19 protein-coding genes are annotated in these 17,519 nt (G+C 33.6%); 12 read left to right on the top strand and 7 right to left on the bottom strand.

Translation table 11 applies throughout. From position 1 onward, the window contains the following. Window positions 1-29 precede the first annotated feature (29 nt). The 8 genes from AC9UEH_RS03525 to AC9UEH_RS03490 all read left to right on the top strand — a co-directional run bounded on the left by AC9UEH_RS03525 (window position 30) and on the right by AC9UEH_RS03490 (window position 5,165). Window positions 30-794, top strand: a complete 765-nt coding sequence (locus AC9UEH_RS03525; protein ID WP_509528444.1) for an SAM-dependent methyltransferase — start codon at window positions 30-32, stop codon at window positions 792-794. Continuing rightward, window positions 794-1,474 (top strand): ZIP family metal transporter, encoded by a 681-nt coding sequence (locus tag AC9UEH_RS03520; RefSeq protein ID WP_509528442.1) that lies wholly within the window; start codon window positions 794-796, stop codon window positions 1,472-1,474. The genes AC9UEH_RS03525 and AC9UEH_RS03520 overlap by 1 nt, the downstream gene beginning before the upstream one ends. A 225-nt stretch (window positions 1,475-1,699) precedes the next feature. Continuing rightward, entirely contained in the window at window positions 1,700-2,521 is an 822-nt protein-coding gene (murQ, locus tag AC9UEH_RS03515) for an N-acetylmuramic acid 6-phosphate etherase (protein WP_509528440.1), read from the top strand. A gap of 2 nt (window positions 2,522-2,523) precedes the next feature. Then, window positions 2,524-2,745 carry a DUF6095 family protein gene (locus tag AC9UEH_RS03510; protein WP_509528438.1) on the top strand — a complete coding sequence of 74 codons (222 nt, stop codon included), beginning with the start codon at window positions 2,524-2,526 and terminating at the stop codon, window positions 2,743-2,745. Further along, window positions 2,746-3,318, top strand: a complete 573-nt coding sequence (locus AC9UEH_RS03505) for a pentapeptide repeat-containing protein (RefSeq protein ID WP_509528436.1) — start codon at window positions 2,746-2,748, stop codon at window positions 3,316-3,318. Between the two features lies 1 nt (window position 3,319). Next, window positions 3,320-3,859 (top strand): DinB family protein, encoded by a 540-nt coding sequence (locus tag AC9UEH_RS03500; protein WP_509528434.1) that lies wholly within the window; start codon window positions 3,320-3,322, stop codon window positions 3,857-3,859. Between the two features lie 118 nt (window positions 3,860-3,977). After that, entirely contained in the window at window positions 3,978-4,346 is a 369-nt protein-coding gene (locus AC9UEH_RS03495) for a DNA topoisomerase IV (protein ID WP_509528432.1), read from the top strand. A gap of 45 nt (window positions 4,347-4,391) precedes the next feature. Further along, window positions 4,392-5,165, top strand: coding sequence for a TerC family protein (locus AC9UEH_RS03490; RefSeq protein WP_509528429.1), 774 nt, complete (start codon window positions 4,392-4,394; stop codon window positions 5,163-5,165). 48 nt (window positions 5,166-5,213) lie between these two features. On the opposite strand, the gene msrA is transcribed toward AC9UEH_RS03490, so the two are convergent. Further along, a complete protein-coding gene (msrA, locus tag AC9UEH_RS03485; protein ID WP_509528426.1) occupies window positions 5,214-5,861 on the bottom strand; it encodes a peptide-methionine (S)-S-oxide reductase MsrA in 648 nt (215 codons plus the stop codon). Between the two features lie 146 nt (window positions 5,862-6,007). Between msrA and AC9UEH_RS03480 the strand changes: the two genes are divergently transcribed. From AC9UEH_RS03480 to rlmD, 3 genes are all read left to right on the top strand, one after another. After that, entirely contained in the window at window positions 6,008-6,703 is a 696-nt protein-coding gene (locus AC9UEH_RS03480) for an ABC transporter ATP-binding protein (protein WP_509528424.1), read from the top strand. Window positions 6,704-6,718: 15 nt separating this feature from the next. Next, complete coding sequence (locus AC9UEH_RS03475) at window positions 6,719-7,495, top strand: TIGR02757 family protein (RefSeq protein ID WP_509528422.1); 777 nt, start codon at window positions 6,719-6,721, stop codon at window positions 7,493-7,495. Between the two features lie 65 nt (window positions 7,496-7,560). After that, complete coding sequence (rlmD, locus tag AC9UEH_RS03470) at window positions 7,561-8,973, top strand: 23S rRNA (uracil(1939)-C(5))-methyltransferase RlmD (RefSeq protein ID WP_509528420.1); 1,413 nt, start codon at window positions 7,561-7,563, stop codon at window positions 8,971-8,973. A 40-nt stretch (window positions 8,974-9,013) separates the two neighbouring features. On the opposite strand, the gene AC9UEH_RS03465 is transcribed toward rlmD, so the two are convergent. From AC9UEH_RS03465 to AC9UEH_RS03455, 3 genes are all read right to left on the bottom strand, one after another. Further along, window positions 9,014-9,682, bottom strand: a complete 669-nt coding sequence (locus AC9UEH_RS03465) for a hypothetical protein (RefSeq protein ID WP_509528418.1) — start codon at window positions 9,680-9,682, stop codon at window positions 9,014-9,016. Window positions 9,683-9,797: 115 nt separating this feature from the next. Further along, window positions 9,798-10,991, bottom strand: a complete 1,194-nt coding sequence (locus AC9UEH_RS03460; RefSeq protein ID WP_509528416.1) for a pyridoxal phosphate-dependent aminotransferase — start codon at window positions 10,989-10,991, stop codon at window positions 9,798-9,800. Window positions 10,992-11,111: 120 nt separating this feature from the next. Continuing rightward, entirely contained in the window at window positions 11,112-11,546 is a 435-nt protein-coding gene (locus AC9UEH_RS03455) for a DUF1573 domain-containing protein (RefSeq protein WP_509528414.1), read from the bottom strand. Between the two features lie 308 nt (window positions 11,547-11,854). Here AC9UEH_RS03455 and AC9UEH_RS03450 point away from each other — a divergent pair, with 308 nt between their 5' ends. After that, entirely contained in the window at window positions 11,855-14,602 is a 2,748-nt protein-coding gene (locus tag AC9UEH_RS03450; RefSeq protein WP_509528412.1) for a valine--tRNA ligase, read from the top strand. A gap of 51 nt (window positions 14,603-14,653) precedes the next feature. Here the strand turns inward: AC9UEH_RS03450 and AC9UEH_RS03445 are convergent, their stop codons facing one another. The 3 genes from AC9UEH_RS03445 to serC all read right to left on the bottom strand — a co-directional run bounded on the left by AC9UEH_RS03445 (window position 14,654) and on the right by serC (window position 17,512). Continuing rightward, window positions 14,654-14,956, bottom strand: coding sequence for a DUF6787 family protein (locus AC9UEH_RS03445; protein ID WP_509528410.1), 303 nt, complete (start codon window positions 14,954-14,956; stop codon window positions 14,654-14,656). Window positions 14,957-15,303: 347 nt separating this feature from the next. After that, complete coding sequence (locus tag AC9UEH_RS03440; RefSeq protein WP_509528408.1) at window positions 15,304-16,257, bottom strand: D-2-hydroxyacid dehydrogenase; 954 nt, start codon at window positions 16,255-16,257, stop codon at window positions 15,304-15,306. 169 nt (window positions 16,258-16,426) lie between these two features. Then, the gene (gene serC, locus AC9UEH_RS03435) at window positions 16,427-17,512 is read right to left on the bottom strand and encodes a 3-phosphoserine/phosphohydroxythreonine transaminase (RefSeq protein ID WP_509528406.1); all 1,086 of its coding nucleotides are present in this window, start codon (window positions 17,510-17,512) and stop codon (window positions 16,427-16,429) included. Window positions 17,513-17,519 lie beyond the last annotated feature (7 nt).

Below are 17,519 nucleotides of genomic sequence, written 5' to 3'. Positions count from 1 at the left end.
TGTATTTTAAATGAAATTCAAATTAATAAATGTCAGATTTAAAAAATACAAACTCTCAAACTGCAAATTCTAAAGCCCAAAATTGGTTCGCCTCTTGGTTCGATTCGCCTTATTATCACATCCTTTACAAAGAACGAGATGAGGAAGAAGCGCAGTTGTTTATGGACACCATCGTTCATTATTTAAATCTACCCGAAGATGCTAAAATTTTAGATTTGGCTTGTGGAAAAGGGCGTCATTCCATTTATTTAAACCTATTAGGATTTGATGTTACAGGTGCAGATTTGTCATCAAATAGTATTGCTTTTGCAAAAAAATCCGAGAATGAAACCTTACATTTTGTAGAACACGATATGCGTAAACCATTCGAACAAAAATTCGATGCCATATTAAATTTATTCACAAGTTTTGGTTATTTTGAAAATGATGAAGACAATTTAACGACATTAAAAGCCATAAAAGAAAGCATTTCAGAGTACGGATTTGCCGTAATTGACTTTATGAATGTGCCAAATGTCTTGACTAATTTAGTTCCCGACGAAGTGAAAACGGTTGACAATATTGACTTCCACATCAAACGATATTTAAAAGACAATCATATTTATAAAGAAATAGATTTTGAAGATAACGGAGAAAAATATCATTTTACCGAAAAAGTAAAAGCCTTAACATTACAAGATTTTGAATCCATGATGGAACAAGCAGATATTTATTTATTAGATATTTTCGGTGATTATCGCTTGAAAAAATTCCATAAATTAGAAAGTGAAAGATTAATAATGATTTTCAAATAATGAACACTTATTTCCCCTTACTTTTACCACTATTATCTGTATTAATTGGATATATAATTGCATTATTCCTAAAACCAGAAGCCAAGAAAAACTTAAAATTACTATTGGCTTTCAGTGGTTCATTTTTGCTTTCATTAACCGTTATGCGTTTATTGCCAACGCTTTATGAATCACAAAACTCATCGGTTGGATTGTATATTATGTTCGGGATTTTATTCCAAATCATCTTAGAATTTTTCTCAAAAGGCGCCGAACACGGACACGTTCACGGTCACGAAAAAATGTTCAAAATGCCTTGGCTTTTATTCATAAGTTTGTGTATTCACGCACTTTTAGAGGGTTTTCCAGTGAGTCACCAACACGAATTGGCAATAGGAATCGCCATTCATCATTTTCCAATTGCAATCATTTTGACCACATTTTTTGTAAATGCACAATTGAATAAAAAAGCGATATTTTTATTTATGATTTCGTTTGCAATTATGACGCCTTTGGGAACGTTACTTTCGGATATTCTTCCCTTTTTAAACGATTATTACACCCAAATTACTGCGGTTGTCATTGGAATTTTGTTCCATATTTCCTCAACCATAATTTTTGAAAGCAGCGAAGGACACAAATTTAATATTGCCAAAATTTCAATGATTATTTTAGGAATTGCAATGGCTTATTTTATTTAATTTGGGCGTGACCTCGTTTAGAACATTTCGAGGTACGAGACAATTTTCGTTTAACGAGGTCGGGCTTTACGTTGCAAGTCCTCGTCAAGTTCCGCTACGCTACATTTGTCTGTGGGCTTTTCACTGCAATCCCTCACGCGAAAAAAAACTGCAATTGCTCAAAATTACAATAGTCCTTTCAATAAAAACTTTGTAACTTTGAACTTGAATCTTTGAACCTAAAAAATGACTTTTATAAAAACCACCGAACAATCCTCAAAATACGAACATTTAGAAAAAATGTCGGTTCAGGAATTGATATTTAATATCAATCAGGAAGATAAAACTGTCCCTTTTGCAGTGGAAAAAGCATTGCCGCAAATTTCACTCTTGGTTGCTCAAATAGTAGCTAAAATGCAAATAGGAGGACGCCTTTTTTATATTGGCGCAGGAACTTCCGGTCGGTTAGGAATTGTAGATGCTTCAGAATGTCCGCCAACTTTTGGAGTTCCTTTTGATTTGGTAAATGGAATCATTGCTGGTGGCGACAAAGCCATTCGCAGAGCGGTAGAAAATGCCGAAGATAATGCAACACAAGCGTGGATTGATTTACAAGAACATGCCATTTCTGAAAATGATGTTGTCATTGGAATTGCGGCTTCAGGAACTACACCTTACGTTATTGGAGGTTTGAAAGCGTGCAATGAAAATAATATTAGTACAGGTTCTATTTCGTGTAATGCAGAAAGTCCGCTTTCGCAAACAGCAAAATTCCCAATAGACGTGGTAGTTGGCGCCGAATTTGTAACTGGAAGTTCCCGAATGAAAGCAGGAACAGCACAAAAATTAGTACTGAATATGATTTCAACGGCAACGATGATTCAATTAGGAAAAGTCAAAGGAAATAAAATGGTTGATATGCAATTGAGCAACAGCAAATTAGTGGATCGTGGCGTAAAAATGATTATGGGTGAAATTCCTGTAACGTATGAAATTAGTGCAGAATTATTAGATAAATACGGAAGTGTCAGAAAAGCAGTTGATCATTATTTAAATAAAAAAAAATAAAAATGAAAACAGAAAAAGACCTATTGAACAAAGGAATAAAATTTTTGACAATTGCATTGCCTTGTCTGTTTATAGGGCCTGCGATTATTCATTTTGGTTTTATAAACAAGCTACAACCTACATTTTATTTGATATTAGGAATTGGAATTGCAATTTGTATTACAGCAATGGCATTACTGTTTTTAGGATTAAATACTATAATGAAAAGCCTTTTTGGCAAATAAATGGAAAACTTAATTAACGTTAACCAGACTTTTGAAAAAGTTAATTTTATAAATAAAAAAGTCAATAATCGGGAGTTTGAAGGTTGTGTTTTCAAGAATTGTGATTTTTCAAATAGTGATTTTTCTAGTAATACATTTATAGATTGCGAGTTTTTCGATTGCAACCTATCGGTGACTAATTTGAGAGGAACGGGATTGAAAACGGTAGATTTTATTAACTGTAAATTGCTTGGAATTCAGTTTCATGAATGCGATGATTTTTTATTTAACGTCAGTTTTGAAGAATGCGTTTTAGATTATGCCTCGTTTGCCAATAAAAAAATGTTGAAAACAAAATTTATGAATTCATCTTTGAAAGAAGTTACTTTTATTGGCGCAAATTTATCAAATTCTGTTTTTGAGAATAGCAATTTGGAAGGGGCCATTTTTAATGATACACAATTGACTGCTGTAGATTTTACTTTGGCACAAAATTTCAAAATTGACCCAGAGTTTAATCCAATGCGGAAAGCAAAGTTTTCATCGCAGGGAATCGTTGGATTATTGGATAAATATGATATTAAAATTGAGTAATATGAGCGTAACTGATTCTTATTTAGAAAGTGCTAAAAGCCAATTTTCATATTATAAAACATTGGGTGAAAAAGCAATAAATCAATTGACAGAAGAACAACTTTTTATTTCAACAAATGAAGATTCCAATAGTATTGCAACAATTGTGAAGCATATTTCAGGAAATATGATTTCACGCTGGACTGATTTTTTTACTTCCGATGGTGAAAAAGAATGGCGTAATCGGGATAGCGAGTTTGAAGAAACTATAAAAACAAAAGAGGAACTAATGATTTTTTGGAATAAAGGTTGGGATTGTTTTTTTGAATTACTGTTCTCTTTAAAACCAGAACAATTATCAGAAATCATTTATATTAGAAATGAAAAACACACTGTAATTGAAGCAATTAATAGACAATTAGCGCATTATCCATATCATATTGGACAAATTGTTTTTTATGCTAAACAATTAAAAAATAGTGAATGGGAAAGTTTATCAATAAAGAAGAATAAATCAAAGAATTACAATGATGAAAAATTCTCGCAAGATAAAAAAGCATGAAATAGTTGAGAAAATATGATATTAATATAGAATAACTAGCCCTGATGGAAGGGAAAATCCCGAGCTTTTTAGCGAGGATTTGGAATGACAGCAGGATTAGCTTCAAAAAAAAATAAAAATGAAAAAAATAATATTCTTTGTGCCACTTTTGATTTTGACATCGTGTTATGATGTAGAACGAAATTGCAAGGACTTTAAAACGGGCAAGTTTCAGTTTGATTTTGTCGTGAATGGCGTTAAGAAAACAACAGTTTTTGAGCGTTCAGAGACGTTACAAATCGAGACTTACGAAGGCAAAACCGATACGGCAACGGTGCGTTGGGTGAACGATTGCGAGTTTGTTTTACAGAAATTACACCCAAAAAACATTCAAGAAAAAAAGGCAATTAGTATGAGAATAGTGTCAACTACGAAAAATTCTTATACCTTTGAGTTTGGAATAATTGGAAGTGATGAAAAGCAAAAAGGAATTGCTAAAAAACTTTAGATTATCAAAATTATAATACAAAAATAATTTTTTACAACTAAATAAATGGAAGTTTTTTTAAACCCAAGCGCCTGGATTGCCTTATTAACATTAACATTTTTAGAAATCGTATTAGGAATTGATAATATCATTTTTATTTCGATTGCTACTGGGAAATTACCCTCTGAAAAAAGAAAAAGAGCTACAAAAATCGGAATGTTTTTGGCAATGTTTATGCGAATTGCTCTTTTGATGGGAATTTCTGTGTTGATTGCTATGAAAGAAGCATGGTTTACATTTGATTACAGTTGGTTTTCCGCTCAAATTACAGGGCAAAGTCTGATTTTATTGTTTGGAGGATTGTTTTTACTGTACAAAAGCACCAATGAAATTCGCGAAAAAGTGGAAGAAAAAGGACAGGAAGAAAAAGAATTGGGAAAATCAGCAACCAAATCTTTTTCAAACGTGATTGTGCAAATAATTTTGATTGACATTGTGTTTTCATTCGACAGTATTTTGACAGCAGTTGGAATGACAAATGGTGTTGAAGGTGCAATTTATATAATGGTTACAGCTGTTGTAATATCCGTTTTAACCATGATGCAGTTTGCAGTTCCTGTTGGAATTTTTGTAAATAAGCACCCTTCCATCCAAATATTAGGATTGACATTTTTAGTCTTAATAGGGTTTATGCTGATAACGGAAGCTGCACATTTATCCAATGCCTCCTTTTTTGGAAACCACGTGGAAGCGGTGCCAAAGGGCTATTTATATTTTGCCATTTCCTTCTCCCTTTTGGTAGAAGTTTTGAATATGAAAATGACGAAAAATAAGAAATAAAAAAAGCCACTTTCGAGTGGCTTTTTTAGGTATGAAAAAATTATTAATTTATTTTTTGAGTTTGTCTTTGAATAATTTCCTTACTTTTTCGACTTTTGGAGTAATTACATAACTGCAATAACCTTGAGATTGATTTTGGTTGTAATAATTTTGATGGTAATCTTCCGCTTCATAGAATTTTGTTGCAGAAGAAATTACAGTTACTATTGGTTTTCCAAACGTATTTTCTTTCCTTAATAAAGTAAGATAGTCTTCAGCTGTCTTTTTTTGGAGTTCGTTATGATAGAAAATTTCGCTTCTATATTGAGTTCCCGAATCATTACCTTGCCGGTTTAAAGTTGTTGGATCGTGTGTAGCAAAGAATACTTCTAATAATTCTCCAAAAGAAATTTTACTTGAATCAAATTCAATTTGGATCGCTTCAGCATGACCTGTATCGCCATTGCAAACCTCTTTGTAGGTTGGATTTATAGTCTTTCCACCAATATATCCTGATTTCACCGATTTAACACCGTTTAATTCTAAGAATACTGCTTCTGTACACCAAAAACAGCCACCAGCGAATGTTGCGACTTCTATTTTTTCTTGCATTTCCATTTTTATAGGTTGTTTGATTTTAGGTATAATAACCTCTTTTTCTTTTGATTGACACGAAAAAGGCAACATTGCCAAAAGGATTCCAATTTTCTTTTTCATAGTTTTCTAATTTTTGACAAATTTATCAAGAAATATGGATAGTCTTTTTCTAATTAACTAAAGATTATAATTTGTGATTAAATTTTATTTTCTGTTCCATTCAAAAATCGTTAAAATCTTTGTTTCTTTGTGGAAACTGTTCCAAAATGATACACGCAAAAAATATATATAAATTTTACGACGAACTCCAAGTATTGAAAGGGGTAGATTTGCACATTAAAAAAGGTGAAATAGTATCGATTGTTGGCGCTTCTGGCGCCGGAAAAACAACGCTTTTGCAAATATTAGGAACGTTAGACAAACCGAGCAATCCACGTTCTAATGATGGAATTACCGCAGATAATAATTCAGAATTAACTATAAATGGCGAAAACGTTCTAACGATGAATGATAAGACTTTATCTAAATTTAGAAATTTGAATTTGGGTTTTATCTTTCAATTTCATCAATTATTACCTGAGTTTACCGCTTTAGAAAATGTATGTATTCCTGCTTTTATTGCCAATAAATCCAAACATGAAACCGAAATTGCTGCTAAAAAATTGTTGGATTATCTTGGACTTTCCAATCGAATAAATCATAAACCCAACGAACTTTCTGGTGGAGAACAACAACGTGTGGCAGTTGCAAGAGCCTTAATTAACAATCCTGCAATTATTTTTGCTGACGAACCTTCTGGGAATTTAGATACCGCATCGGCAGAAAATTTGCACCAGCTATTTTTTAAATTACGGGATGAATTCGGACAAACATTTGTAATTGTAACCCACAACGAGGAATTGGCTAATATGGCAGATAGAAAATTGGTTATGGTTGACGGGCAAATTAGTAACCATTTATAGGGTTCCAACTATAAAATGACAAACAACGAAATCAAATCTTTTCTTGACGAAAAAGTAGAATTGTACAACAATCTGAATTTTATTGAAAGTGATCCTGTTCAAATTCCACATTTATATTCTCAAAAAGAAGATGTTGAAATAGCAGGTTTTTTAAGTGCTACTATCGCTTGGGGAAATCGCAAAATGATCATCAAAAACTCCCATCGAATTATGGATTTGATGGGAAATGCGCCTTATGATTTTGTAATGTCCCACACTGAAAATGATTTGGAGCGATTAGAATCCTTTGTTCATCGTACATTTAACAGTCAAGATTTTCAGTTTTTCATAAAAAGTTTACAAAACATTTATAACAATCATAACGGATTGGAAGCTGTTTTCTATAAAGGACAACTTAATAATAGCGAATTGAATTCAATGCAATCGAGTATTTCTGAATTCAAAAAAACCTTTTTTGAAATATCGCATCTTCACAGAACCGAAAAACATGTTTCCGATCCAATGAGTAATTCTGCTGCGAAGAGAATCAACATGTTCCTTCGCTGGATGGTTCGGCAAGACAATAAGGGCGTAGATTTAGGCATTTGGAAATCGATATCTCCTGCTTCTCTTTCATGCCCTTTGGATGTTCATTCAGGAAATGTAGCCCGTAAATTAGGGATTTTAAACCGAAAACAAAATGACGGGAAAGCGGTTGCTGAATTGGATGCTATACTTAGAAAATTTGATGAAAAAGATCCTGTAAAATATGACTTTGCGTTATTTGGTTTGGGAGTTTTTGAAGGATTTTAAAGTAAATAACATAAATTTCTAAAAATATTTTAACTTTTGGTTTTATAAAAACTTATTTTTGCGCTATGGCTAGAAAAATTACAGACAAAATCGTATTCGATCATATAAAAGTCCTTGATGCTGGCGCAAAAGGCGTTTCAGTTGCTAAAGCACCCGATGGAAAAATAATCTTTATTCCTAATGTTGTTCCTGGAGATGTTGTAGATGTTCAAACTTTCAAAAAACGCAAAGCGTATTATGAAGGAAAAGCAGTGAGGTTTCACGAATTTTCTGAACACAGAATAGAACCAATTTGCGAATACTTTGGCGTTTGTGGGGGTTGTAAATGGCAAAACATGAACTACAACCAACAATTATTCTACAAACAAAACGAAGTAAAAAACCACCTTCAACGTATTGGAAAAATAGAACTTCCCGAATTTGAACCAATTTTAGGTTCTGAAAAACAGTTTTTCTATAGAAACAAAATGGAATTTGGCTTTTCTAACAGCCGGTGGTTAACTGAAGAAGAAATTGGAAGTACCGAAGATTTGGGAAATAGAAACGCACTCGGATTTCATATTCCGAAAATGTGGGATAAAATTTTAGACATTACAAAATGTCATCTTCAAGAAGACCCTTCCAATGCCATTCGTAATGAAGTTCGTGATTTTGCAAACCAACACAATCTAACTTTTTTCAATCCAAGAAGTCATGAAGGATTCCTAAGAACACTGATGCTAAGAACAGCATCAACCGGAGAAATCATGGTATTAATTCAATTTTTTGAAGAAAACAAACCAAATCGAGAATTGCTTTTAGACCATCTTTACGAAAAATTCCCGCAAATAACTTCTTTACAATACGTAATTAATTCAAAAGCAAACGATACTTTATACGATACAAATATAAAATTATACAAAGGACGAGATTATATTTTGGAAGAAATGGAAGGTTTGAAATTTAGTATAAATGCAAAATCATTCTACCAAACTAATTCTGATCAAGCATTTGAATTATACAAAATCACTAGAGATTTCGCAGGACTTACCGGCAATGAAATTGTTTACGATTTATATACTGGAACTGGAACTATTGCGCAATTTGTATCTAAAAATGCCAAAAAAGTTATTGGTGTGGAAAGTGTTCCTGAAGCTATTCTTGACGCTAAAGCCAATGCCGAAAGAAACAATATCACTAATTGTGAATTTTATGTTGGTGATATGAAAATTGTTTTCAACGAGGATTTTATCGCACAACACGGGAAACCAGATGTGATTATCACCGATCCACCAAGAGATGGAATGCACAAAGATGTAATTGAACAAATCATGAAAATTGCGCCTGAAAAAGTAGTTTATGTAAGTTGTAATTCAGCTACACAAGCACGTGATTTAGCGCTAATGGATGAAAAATACAAAGTAACTCGTGTTCGTCCTGTTGATATGTTTCCACAAACGCATCACGTTGAAAATGTAGTGCTTTTAGAGAGAAGATAATATTTTTTAAGTTCTCTATTACTAATTATTTAATAGAGAATCACTCTTTTACAACAATTATAGTTGCCTTAAATCCCGTGGAAAGATTCCATTGATTTGCAGAAATCTGCTTTCCTTTATCATCATAAACTTGAAATTCAGCTGTGTTGGGGCCTGAAGTTCCTTCATTTAATGCTTCAATATCAATTTTATTGAAACCCGCTTTTAGTGTCATTTCAAACTCCTTAAAGTCTGCTTCCAAAAGAACGTTTTCTTGAATTATTAAATCATTAATATAAATTCGAACTCGATCGCCATCAACAAATTGATTGTCTCTGCAAAGTATTTTTAAAAAGATTGATTTTGTTTTAAAATCACCTAAATTTTGGTTTTTTCTAAAAGCTTGAGAAACTTCCCCGTCACCCATTTTGTTCAATTTATCTTGATATACAAGTCCTGGTTTTATAAAATCATTTTTTAAAGTAAGGTCAATTGGCTTAGAACCTCCAATTTTTTTAAAAATAATTTCAGGCTCTTTGTTTAACGGAATGTCTTTGAAATTAGGTTTAATTGAAGGTAATGGGCTGAATTTTGAAGGTGTACTCTTCGATTTAGATATCGGATTTTTCTTAATTGGAGAAATCTCAATAGAATTATTTCCGTTATCAAACTGAGAATATCCAGTGGCAACAAATAAAAGCGTACTAATTAATGATAAAATAAATTTCATAAACTTAAAAAGGTGTCAAATCTTTAATTTTTTCATAAATGTAAATAAAAAAACTTCGCTAATAAATACATTAACGAAGTTTTAAGCAATGAATGCAATATTTTAAAACAGTATCTTACTTTGAATTATAAACCGAAATAGCATCTTTCAATATTTCTACCGAACGAATCAAATCTGATTTTTTCAAAACATAAGCAATTCGAACCTCGTTCAAACCAACGCCAGGTGTAGAATAAAATCCTGCAGCAGGCGCAACCATTACTGTTTCTTTATTTAAATCATACGATTCCAAAATCCATTGTGCAAAAGTATCCGCATTGTCAATCGGCAATTGCGCAATGCAATAAAAAGCGCCTTTTGGTTTGCTCACTTTCACACCTTCAATTTTATTTAATTCATCAACCAAGGTATCTCTTCGGTCTCTATATTCTGTAATTACCTCGTCAAAATAACTTTGTGGCGTGTCCAAAGCCGCCTCGCTCGCAATTTGTGCAAACGTTGGCGGACTCAATCTTGCTTGCGCAAATTTCATAGCAGTAGCCATCAATTCCTTATTTTTCGAAACAATACAACCAATTCTTGCGCCACACATGCTGTATCTTTTGGAAACAGAATCAATCATAATCGCATTTTCTTCCAATCCAGGAATATTCATCACCGAATAATGAACATCACCATCATACGTAAATTCGCGATACACTTCATCAGCAATCAAAAACAAATCGTGCTTTTTTACTAATTCAGCAAGTTGCAGAATTTCCTCTTTTGAATACAAATAACCCGTTGGATTTCCAGGATTACATATCAAAATTGCTTTGGTTCTAGGTGTAATTAATTTCTCGAAATCTGCAATTGGAGGCAACGCAAATCCCGTTTCAATAGTCGAAATAACGGGCACCACTTTCACACCAGACGCAGTCGAAAAACCATTATAATTAGCATAAAAAGGCTCTGGAACAATTATCTCATCACCGTAATCCATTGTGCTTCCCATAGCAAAAAGCAACGCTTCAGAACCACCCGTAGTAATAATTATATCGGCAACCTCAATCGGTAAACCTGTTTTTTTATAATACTCGGATAATTTCGTTCTATAGCTTTCAAATCCTGCAGAATGACTGTATTCTAAAACCTTAATATCAAGATTTTTAATAGAATTCATAGCCACTTCTGGAGTTTTAATATCAGGTTGACCAATGTTCAAATGATATACTTTATTTCCTTTTTTCTTAGCAATATCAGCATAAGGCACCAATTTACGAATTGGCGATTCTGGCATCTGTTTTCCTTTATTTGAAACTTTAGGCATAATTTGTAGTTTTGAAATGCAAATTTGCAAAATTTATTTTGAAAAAATAGAAAATTTAGCAATCTTTATTTCACAAAAAAAGCGCCTCGTTTGAAGCGCTTTACTTTTTATTTAAATTAGTTACTGACTCGGCAATGCTTTTTTCTTTTCCAACAAATTAACCTCTGGTTTTACGATAACTTCGCCCTTAATTTTCAGCGCAATTTTACCGCTTTCAACATTCACCGCATTCGATTCCACCGTAATCGTTTTGCGAATTGGGCCCGGATTCATATTGTATTTCACATCAATTTTCCCCGTCATTCCTGGCAAAATCGGCTCAGTCGGCTTCGTCGGAACCGTACATCCACAAGTCGATTGCACATTTGTAATAATCAGTGGCGCATCGCCCGTGTTTTTAAAAATAAAAGTCCGAATTCCACTATCAGAATCCTTCGAAACCGTTCCGAAATCAACCGTATTGTCTTTATTCAAAAATTCAATTTTCGCCCCAACTTGAGCAAACCCTCCCACGTTAATGGCAAAAAAGGCAAATAATACACGTAATTTTTTCATCGAATAAGTCTTTAATTAGTTATAGTAAATTTACTTTTTTTTAATTAATTGCACAAATTTATATTTCCCTTTTTAAACTGTCCATAATTATTTACTTTTGTAGCAATTACAAAAAACGTACCAATTCATAATCTCTTTTTTTGGGAGCGAAATTTTTGGCATTTTCAGTAATTCATTTTCCTGCTGTCCGTTGCAATCCTCGCTAAAAAGCGCGGGATTTTCACTGCCATCAGGGCTATATTTTTTTCATTTGAATACTTAGAAATGTTCAAAAACACAACAATTAGAAACAACGAACAAACAATAAAATGACAATTCCATCGCAATTCGACGCTAAAAACATAGAAGATAAATGGTACGAATACTGGATGAAAAACAACTATTTTCATTCCACACCCGACCATAGAACGCCTTACACCATTGTCATTCCACCACCAAATGTTACTGGCGTGCTACACATGGGGCACATGCTCAACAACACAATCCAAGATGTTTTAATTCGTCGTGCGCGACTAAAAGGATTTAACGCCTGTTGGGTTCCAGGAACCGATCACGCCTCCATTGCAACCGAAGCAAAAGTAGTAGCAAAACTAAAAGCCGAAGGAATCAACAAAGACGATTTAACGCGGCAAGAATTCCTTGCTCACGCTTGGGAATGGACTGATAAATACGGCGGTGTAATCTTGGAACAACTAAAAAAATTAGGAGCTTCTTGCGATTGGGAACGCACAAAATTCACAATGGATCCAGATATGTCAGCATCTGTAATCCGCTCATTCGTTGATTTGCACAAAAAAGGATTGATTTATCGTGGATTCAGAATGGTCAATTGGGATCCTGAAGCCAAAACAACACTTTCTGACGAAGAAGTTATTTACGAAGAACAACAAGGAAAATTATATTTTATAGAATACGAAATTGTAGCTTCCAATGAAGATGAAGCCATAACACAATCCATTTCTTCGGATAATTCTAAAAATGATGATAACAGAAGAATTGATTCTCAACTTAACATCCAGTCATCCTCTCCTTTGGAGAGGGCTGGGGAGAGGATTATTGTTGCGACAACGCGCCCCGAAACAATCTTTGGAGATACCGCAATTTGTGTAAATCCAAATGATGAAAGATATGCTCATTTAATAGGTAAAACAGTTGTTGTTCCAATATGTGGTAGAGAAATTCCTATAATTGCAGATGAATATGTCGATGTCGAATTTGGAACGGGCTGCTTGAAAGTTACACCGGCACACGATATGAACGATAAAACCCTTGGAGAAAAACATAATTTAGAAATTATCGACATCTTCAATGAAGATGCATCGCTGAATAGTTTTGGATTGCATTATCAAGGAAAAGACCGTTTTGTAGTTCGTGAAGAAATCGCAAAAGAATTAGAAAAAAATGGCAGTTTGGTAAAAACCGAAATTCACCTAAACAAAGTGGGAACTTCAGAAAGAACCAAAGCCGTAATCGAACCTCGTTTGTCAGACCAATGGTTTCTAAAAATGGAAGATTTGGTAAAACCAGCCATAAAATCGGTGCTGGTTGATGGAGAAATAAAATTGCATCCAAATCGTTTTAATAATACCTACGCGCATTGGTTGAATAACATCCGTGATTGGAATATTTCGCGTCAATTATGGTGGGGACAACAAATTCCCGCGTACTTTTTTGGTGACGGAAAAGAAGATTATGTTGTAGCTTCAACTATTGAAGACGCTTTATTTTTAGCGAAATCCAAAACCAACAACCAACAACTAACAACCAGCAACCTTCGCCAAGACGTTGATGCTCTTGACACTTGGTTTTCCTCTTGGCTTTGGCCAATGTCAGTTTTTGGAGGAATTATGGATCCTGAAAATGAAGATTTCAAATATTATTATCCAACAAATGACTTGGTTACAGGTCCAGATATTTTATTTTTCTGGGTTGCCCGAATGATAATTGCAGGTTATGAATACACCGATAAAAAACCATTTACAAATGTATATTTAACAGGTTTGGTTCGCGACAAGCAACGCCGAAAAATGTCTAAATCATTAGGAAATTCACCTGATCCATTAGATTTAATAGAAAAATTTGGTGCCGATGGTGTTCGTGTAGGATTGCTTTTGAGCGCTTCGGCAGGAAACGACATTATGTTTGACGAAGAATTGTGCAACCAAGGAAAAGCATTTACAAACAAGATTTGGAATGCCTTTAAATTAATCCGTGGTTGGGAAGTTAGTGCGACTATTCCTCAGCCAGAAGCTTCAAAAGTTGCCATTGAATGGTATGAAGCAAAATTGCAACAAACGCTTTTGGAAATTGAAGCTAATTTCGAAAAATACAGAATTTCTGATGCCTTAATGGGAATTTATAAATTGGTTTGGGACGATTTTTGTTCTTGGTTTCTTGAAATGATAAAACCAGCATATCAAGCACCAATAGACAAAATTACTTTTGATAAAGCAATTGAAATGCTGGAAAGTAACTTGAAATTATTGCATCCATTTATGCCCTTTCTAACAGAAGAAATTTGGCAAATTCTTGCCGAAAGAACTCCAGATGAAGCTTTAATCGTTTCGACATGGCCTAAAATAAAATCATTTAATGCGCAATTAATAACTGATTTTGAAAACACAATCGAAGTGATTTCAGGAATCAGAACCATCAGAAAAGACAAAAATATTCCATTCAAAGATACTATTGAATTGAAAATTGTTAATAATGACAACGTAGCAACTCATTTTGATTCCGTAATATCCAAATTAGGAAACATAACTACATTGAATTATGTAACCGAAAAAGTGGACGGTGCCTTATCATTCCGAGTAAAATCAAATGAATATTTTATCCCAATTACAGGAAATATCAATGTAGAAGAAGAAATTGCGAAATTATCGGAGGAACTAAAATACATTCAAGGATTTTTGAAATCAGTACAAGCAAAACTGTCTAATGAAAAATTTGTTGCTGGTGCGCCCGAAAAAGTATTGGCAAACGAAAAACAAAAAGAAACAGATGCACTTGCTAAAATTGGAACAATCGAGCAAAGTTTAGCAAGTCTGAAATAATTCAAATAGCAAAAAAAAACCTCAAAAAGTTAGATACTATTTGAGGTGTTTTTATTTAAACACAAATCCCAATCCCATACTTTTCAGCATTCTTTTACCAAAGGGAAAGAAAAATTTAGATTGCCCGAATAAATAGCCAAAACCCATTAATAAAAAGGGATATATTGGCAAAACCAAAAGTAGTAAAACCAAATAATACAAAAACCAATGTGTGTTTTCATTATTGATTCCCAAAAACGACATCAAATAACTCGAAATTTTAGCCGACAAAGAACCATTAATAGCAAAAACAACAAGTATCAATAGTAATTGAAAATTGTTCGTAGTTCCCCAGCGTTGTTTTAGCTTCTTCATCGTTTTTGAATCTTTCCCGAAATTACAAAATTAATTGCCAAATTACATTTTTAACCAACCAAAAAATGCACCTCGATTAAGGGATGCATTTACATTTAAATGAAATAATTTAAATAATGTTTCTTGACAAAAAACCTTTTAAAACCAGGGAACCTCAACAAAAATAGTCCCTACGTGACATTTTTACGGGAAACACTTCTTATTATTTTACCAACATTTAACTCCTATCGGAGTATATCTCGTAGAGATTATATGTTGGTAAATAAATAGTTATGAAGATGAATTTTGTCCCCTAGGGACTATACAATTTTTTATCTAAAAAGTATGAAATCTAAAAAAACGCTTCTTTAATTCTTCAATAAACTAATAATTTGTGAAGCCAGTTCGGTTCCAATTCTATCTTGCGCTTCCAATGTAGCAGCTCCAATATGTGGTGTCAATGAAATTTTGTGATTCATCAAAATAGTGATTTCAGGCGTTGGCTCGTTTTCAAAAACATCTAAACCAGCAAACAAAACTTTGCCACTATCCAACGCTTTTACTAAGGCAACCTCATCAATAACACCTCCACGAGCACAATTTACAATTCCAACACCGGTTTTCATTAGTGCCAATTCTGCTTCTCCAATAATATATCCATCTTGGGCAGGAACGTGCAATGTGACGAAATCTGCTTCTTGAAATAACGATTCTAATGATTGAGAAACGATTGTAGTTGTAATTGATTGACCATCAAAAAATACTACTGAAACGTCCACTTTCTCAATAAAACTATCAGCAGCAATAACTTTCATTCCTAATCCTAAAGCCATTTTTGCAGTAGCTTGACCGATACGACCAATTCCTACAACTCCCAAAGTTTTTCCTCGCAATTCAATTCCATTTGCGTACGCTTTTTTCAAACCTTCAAAATTAGAATCTCCTTCCAAAGGCATATTTCTATTGGAATCGTGCAAAAATCGAACGCCAGAAAATAAATGTGCAAAAACCAATTCTGCAACAGATTCTGATGAAGAGGCAGGCGTATTTATTACACTAATCCCTTTGCTTTTAGCATAATCAACATCTATATTATCCATACCAACTCCTCCTCTACCAATGATTTTCAATCCCGGACAAGCATCAATTATATCTTTTCTAACTTTCGTTGCACTACGAACTAAAACCACGCTCACGTTATTTTCATTCACAAAATTCGCAACTTGTTCTTGCGCAACTTTTGTAGTAATTACTTCAAAACCCCCTTTTTCTAAAGCTAAAATTCCACTTTTAGAAATTCCATCGTTTGCTAATATTTTCATTGTTTATGTCATTGCGAGGGATTGCGAGGCACGTGGTAAAGCAATCTCATCCTCCTATTAATATTTTTTTTACTATAAATTCTAAATGATATCGTTTCCTAATTCTTTCAAATAACCAAATAACCGAATCAACAAATAAACACTTTATCCGATTAACCGAATTAACTCCTTAAAAATTCATTCCTGATACTTTGCTTTCAAAATCCTGCATCACATCAACTAAAACCTGAACACTTTCTATAGGAAGTGCATTGTACATCGAAGCTCTGTAACCGCCCACAGAACGGTGACCTGGCAATCCCGAAATACCAGCTTCTTTCCATAAAGTATCAAAAATAGTAGCGTGCGCTTCATTCTCCAATAAGAAAACGGCATTCATATTCGAACGATCTTCAACATTTACTGCTCCTTTGAAATAAGGATTTCTATCAATTTCTGAATATATCAAAGCTGCTTTTGCGTTGTTCAGTTTTTCTATAGCAGCAATTCCACCTAATTTTTTTAACCATTGTAATGTCAATAAAGAGGCATAAACAGGAAAAACAGCTGGCGTATTGTACATACTTTCAGCTTTTATGTGTTTTTCATAATCCAACATGCTTGGAATTACTCGCCCTGATTTGCCAAGAACTTCTTCTTTTACAACAACTAAAGTAGTTCCTGCCGGCCCCATGTTTTTCTGAGCTCCAGCATAAATAATATCGAATTTAGAAAAATCTAAAACCCTCGAAAAAATATCTGAACTCATATCACAAACCACAGGAATGGAAACGTTTGGAAATGTTTTCATTTGAGTTCCAAAAATAGTGTTATTGCTCGTGCAATGAAAATAACTAGCCTCTTCAGGAACGGTATATCCTTTTGGAATATGATTATAATTTTGATCTTTTGAGGAAGCAACAACGACCGTTTCTCCAAATAACTTTGCCTCTTTTATTGCTGCCGAAGCCCAAGTTCCTGTATCAAGATAGGCTGCTTTTCCATCTATTTTCATTAAATTATAAGGAGCCATTAAGAATTCTAAACTTGCTCCTCCATGAAGAAATAACGCTTGGTAGCCTTTTCCTTTCAAATCTAATAAATCCAAAGCCAAATCTCTCGCTTCATCCATTACAGCAACAAAATCTTTGCTTCTGTGTGAAATTTCCAAAAGTGACAAACCCGAATTATTGAAATTTAAAATTGCTTCCGCTGATTTTTCAAAAACTTCTTGAGGTAAAATGCAAGGACCTGCGCTGTAATTATGTTTTTTCATTGTAATG

Source organism: Flavobacterium sp. (assembly GCF_040402835.1).
Taxonomy (GTDB): domain Bacteria; phylum Bacteroidota; class Bacteroidia; order Flavobacteriales; family Flavobacteriaceae; genus Flavobacterium.
This window is presented reverse-complemented; position numbering and strand designations above follow the sequence as displayed.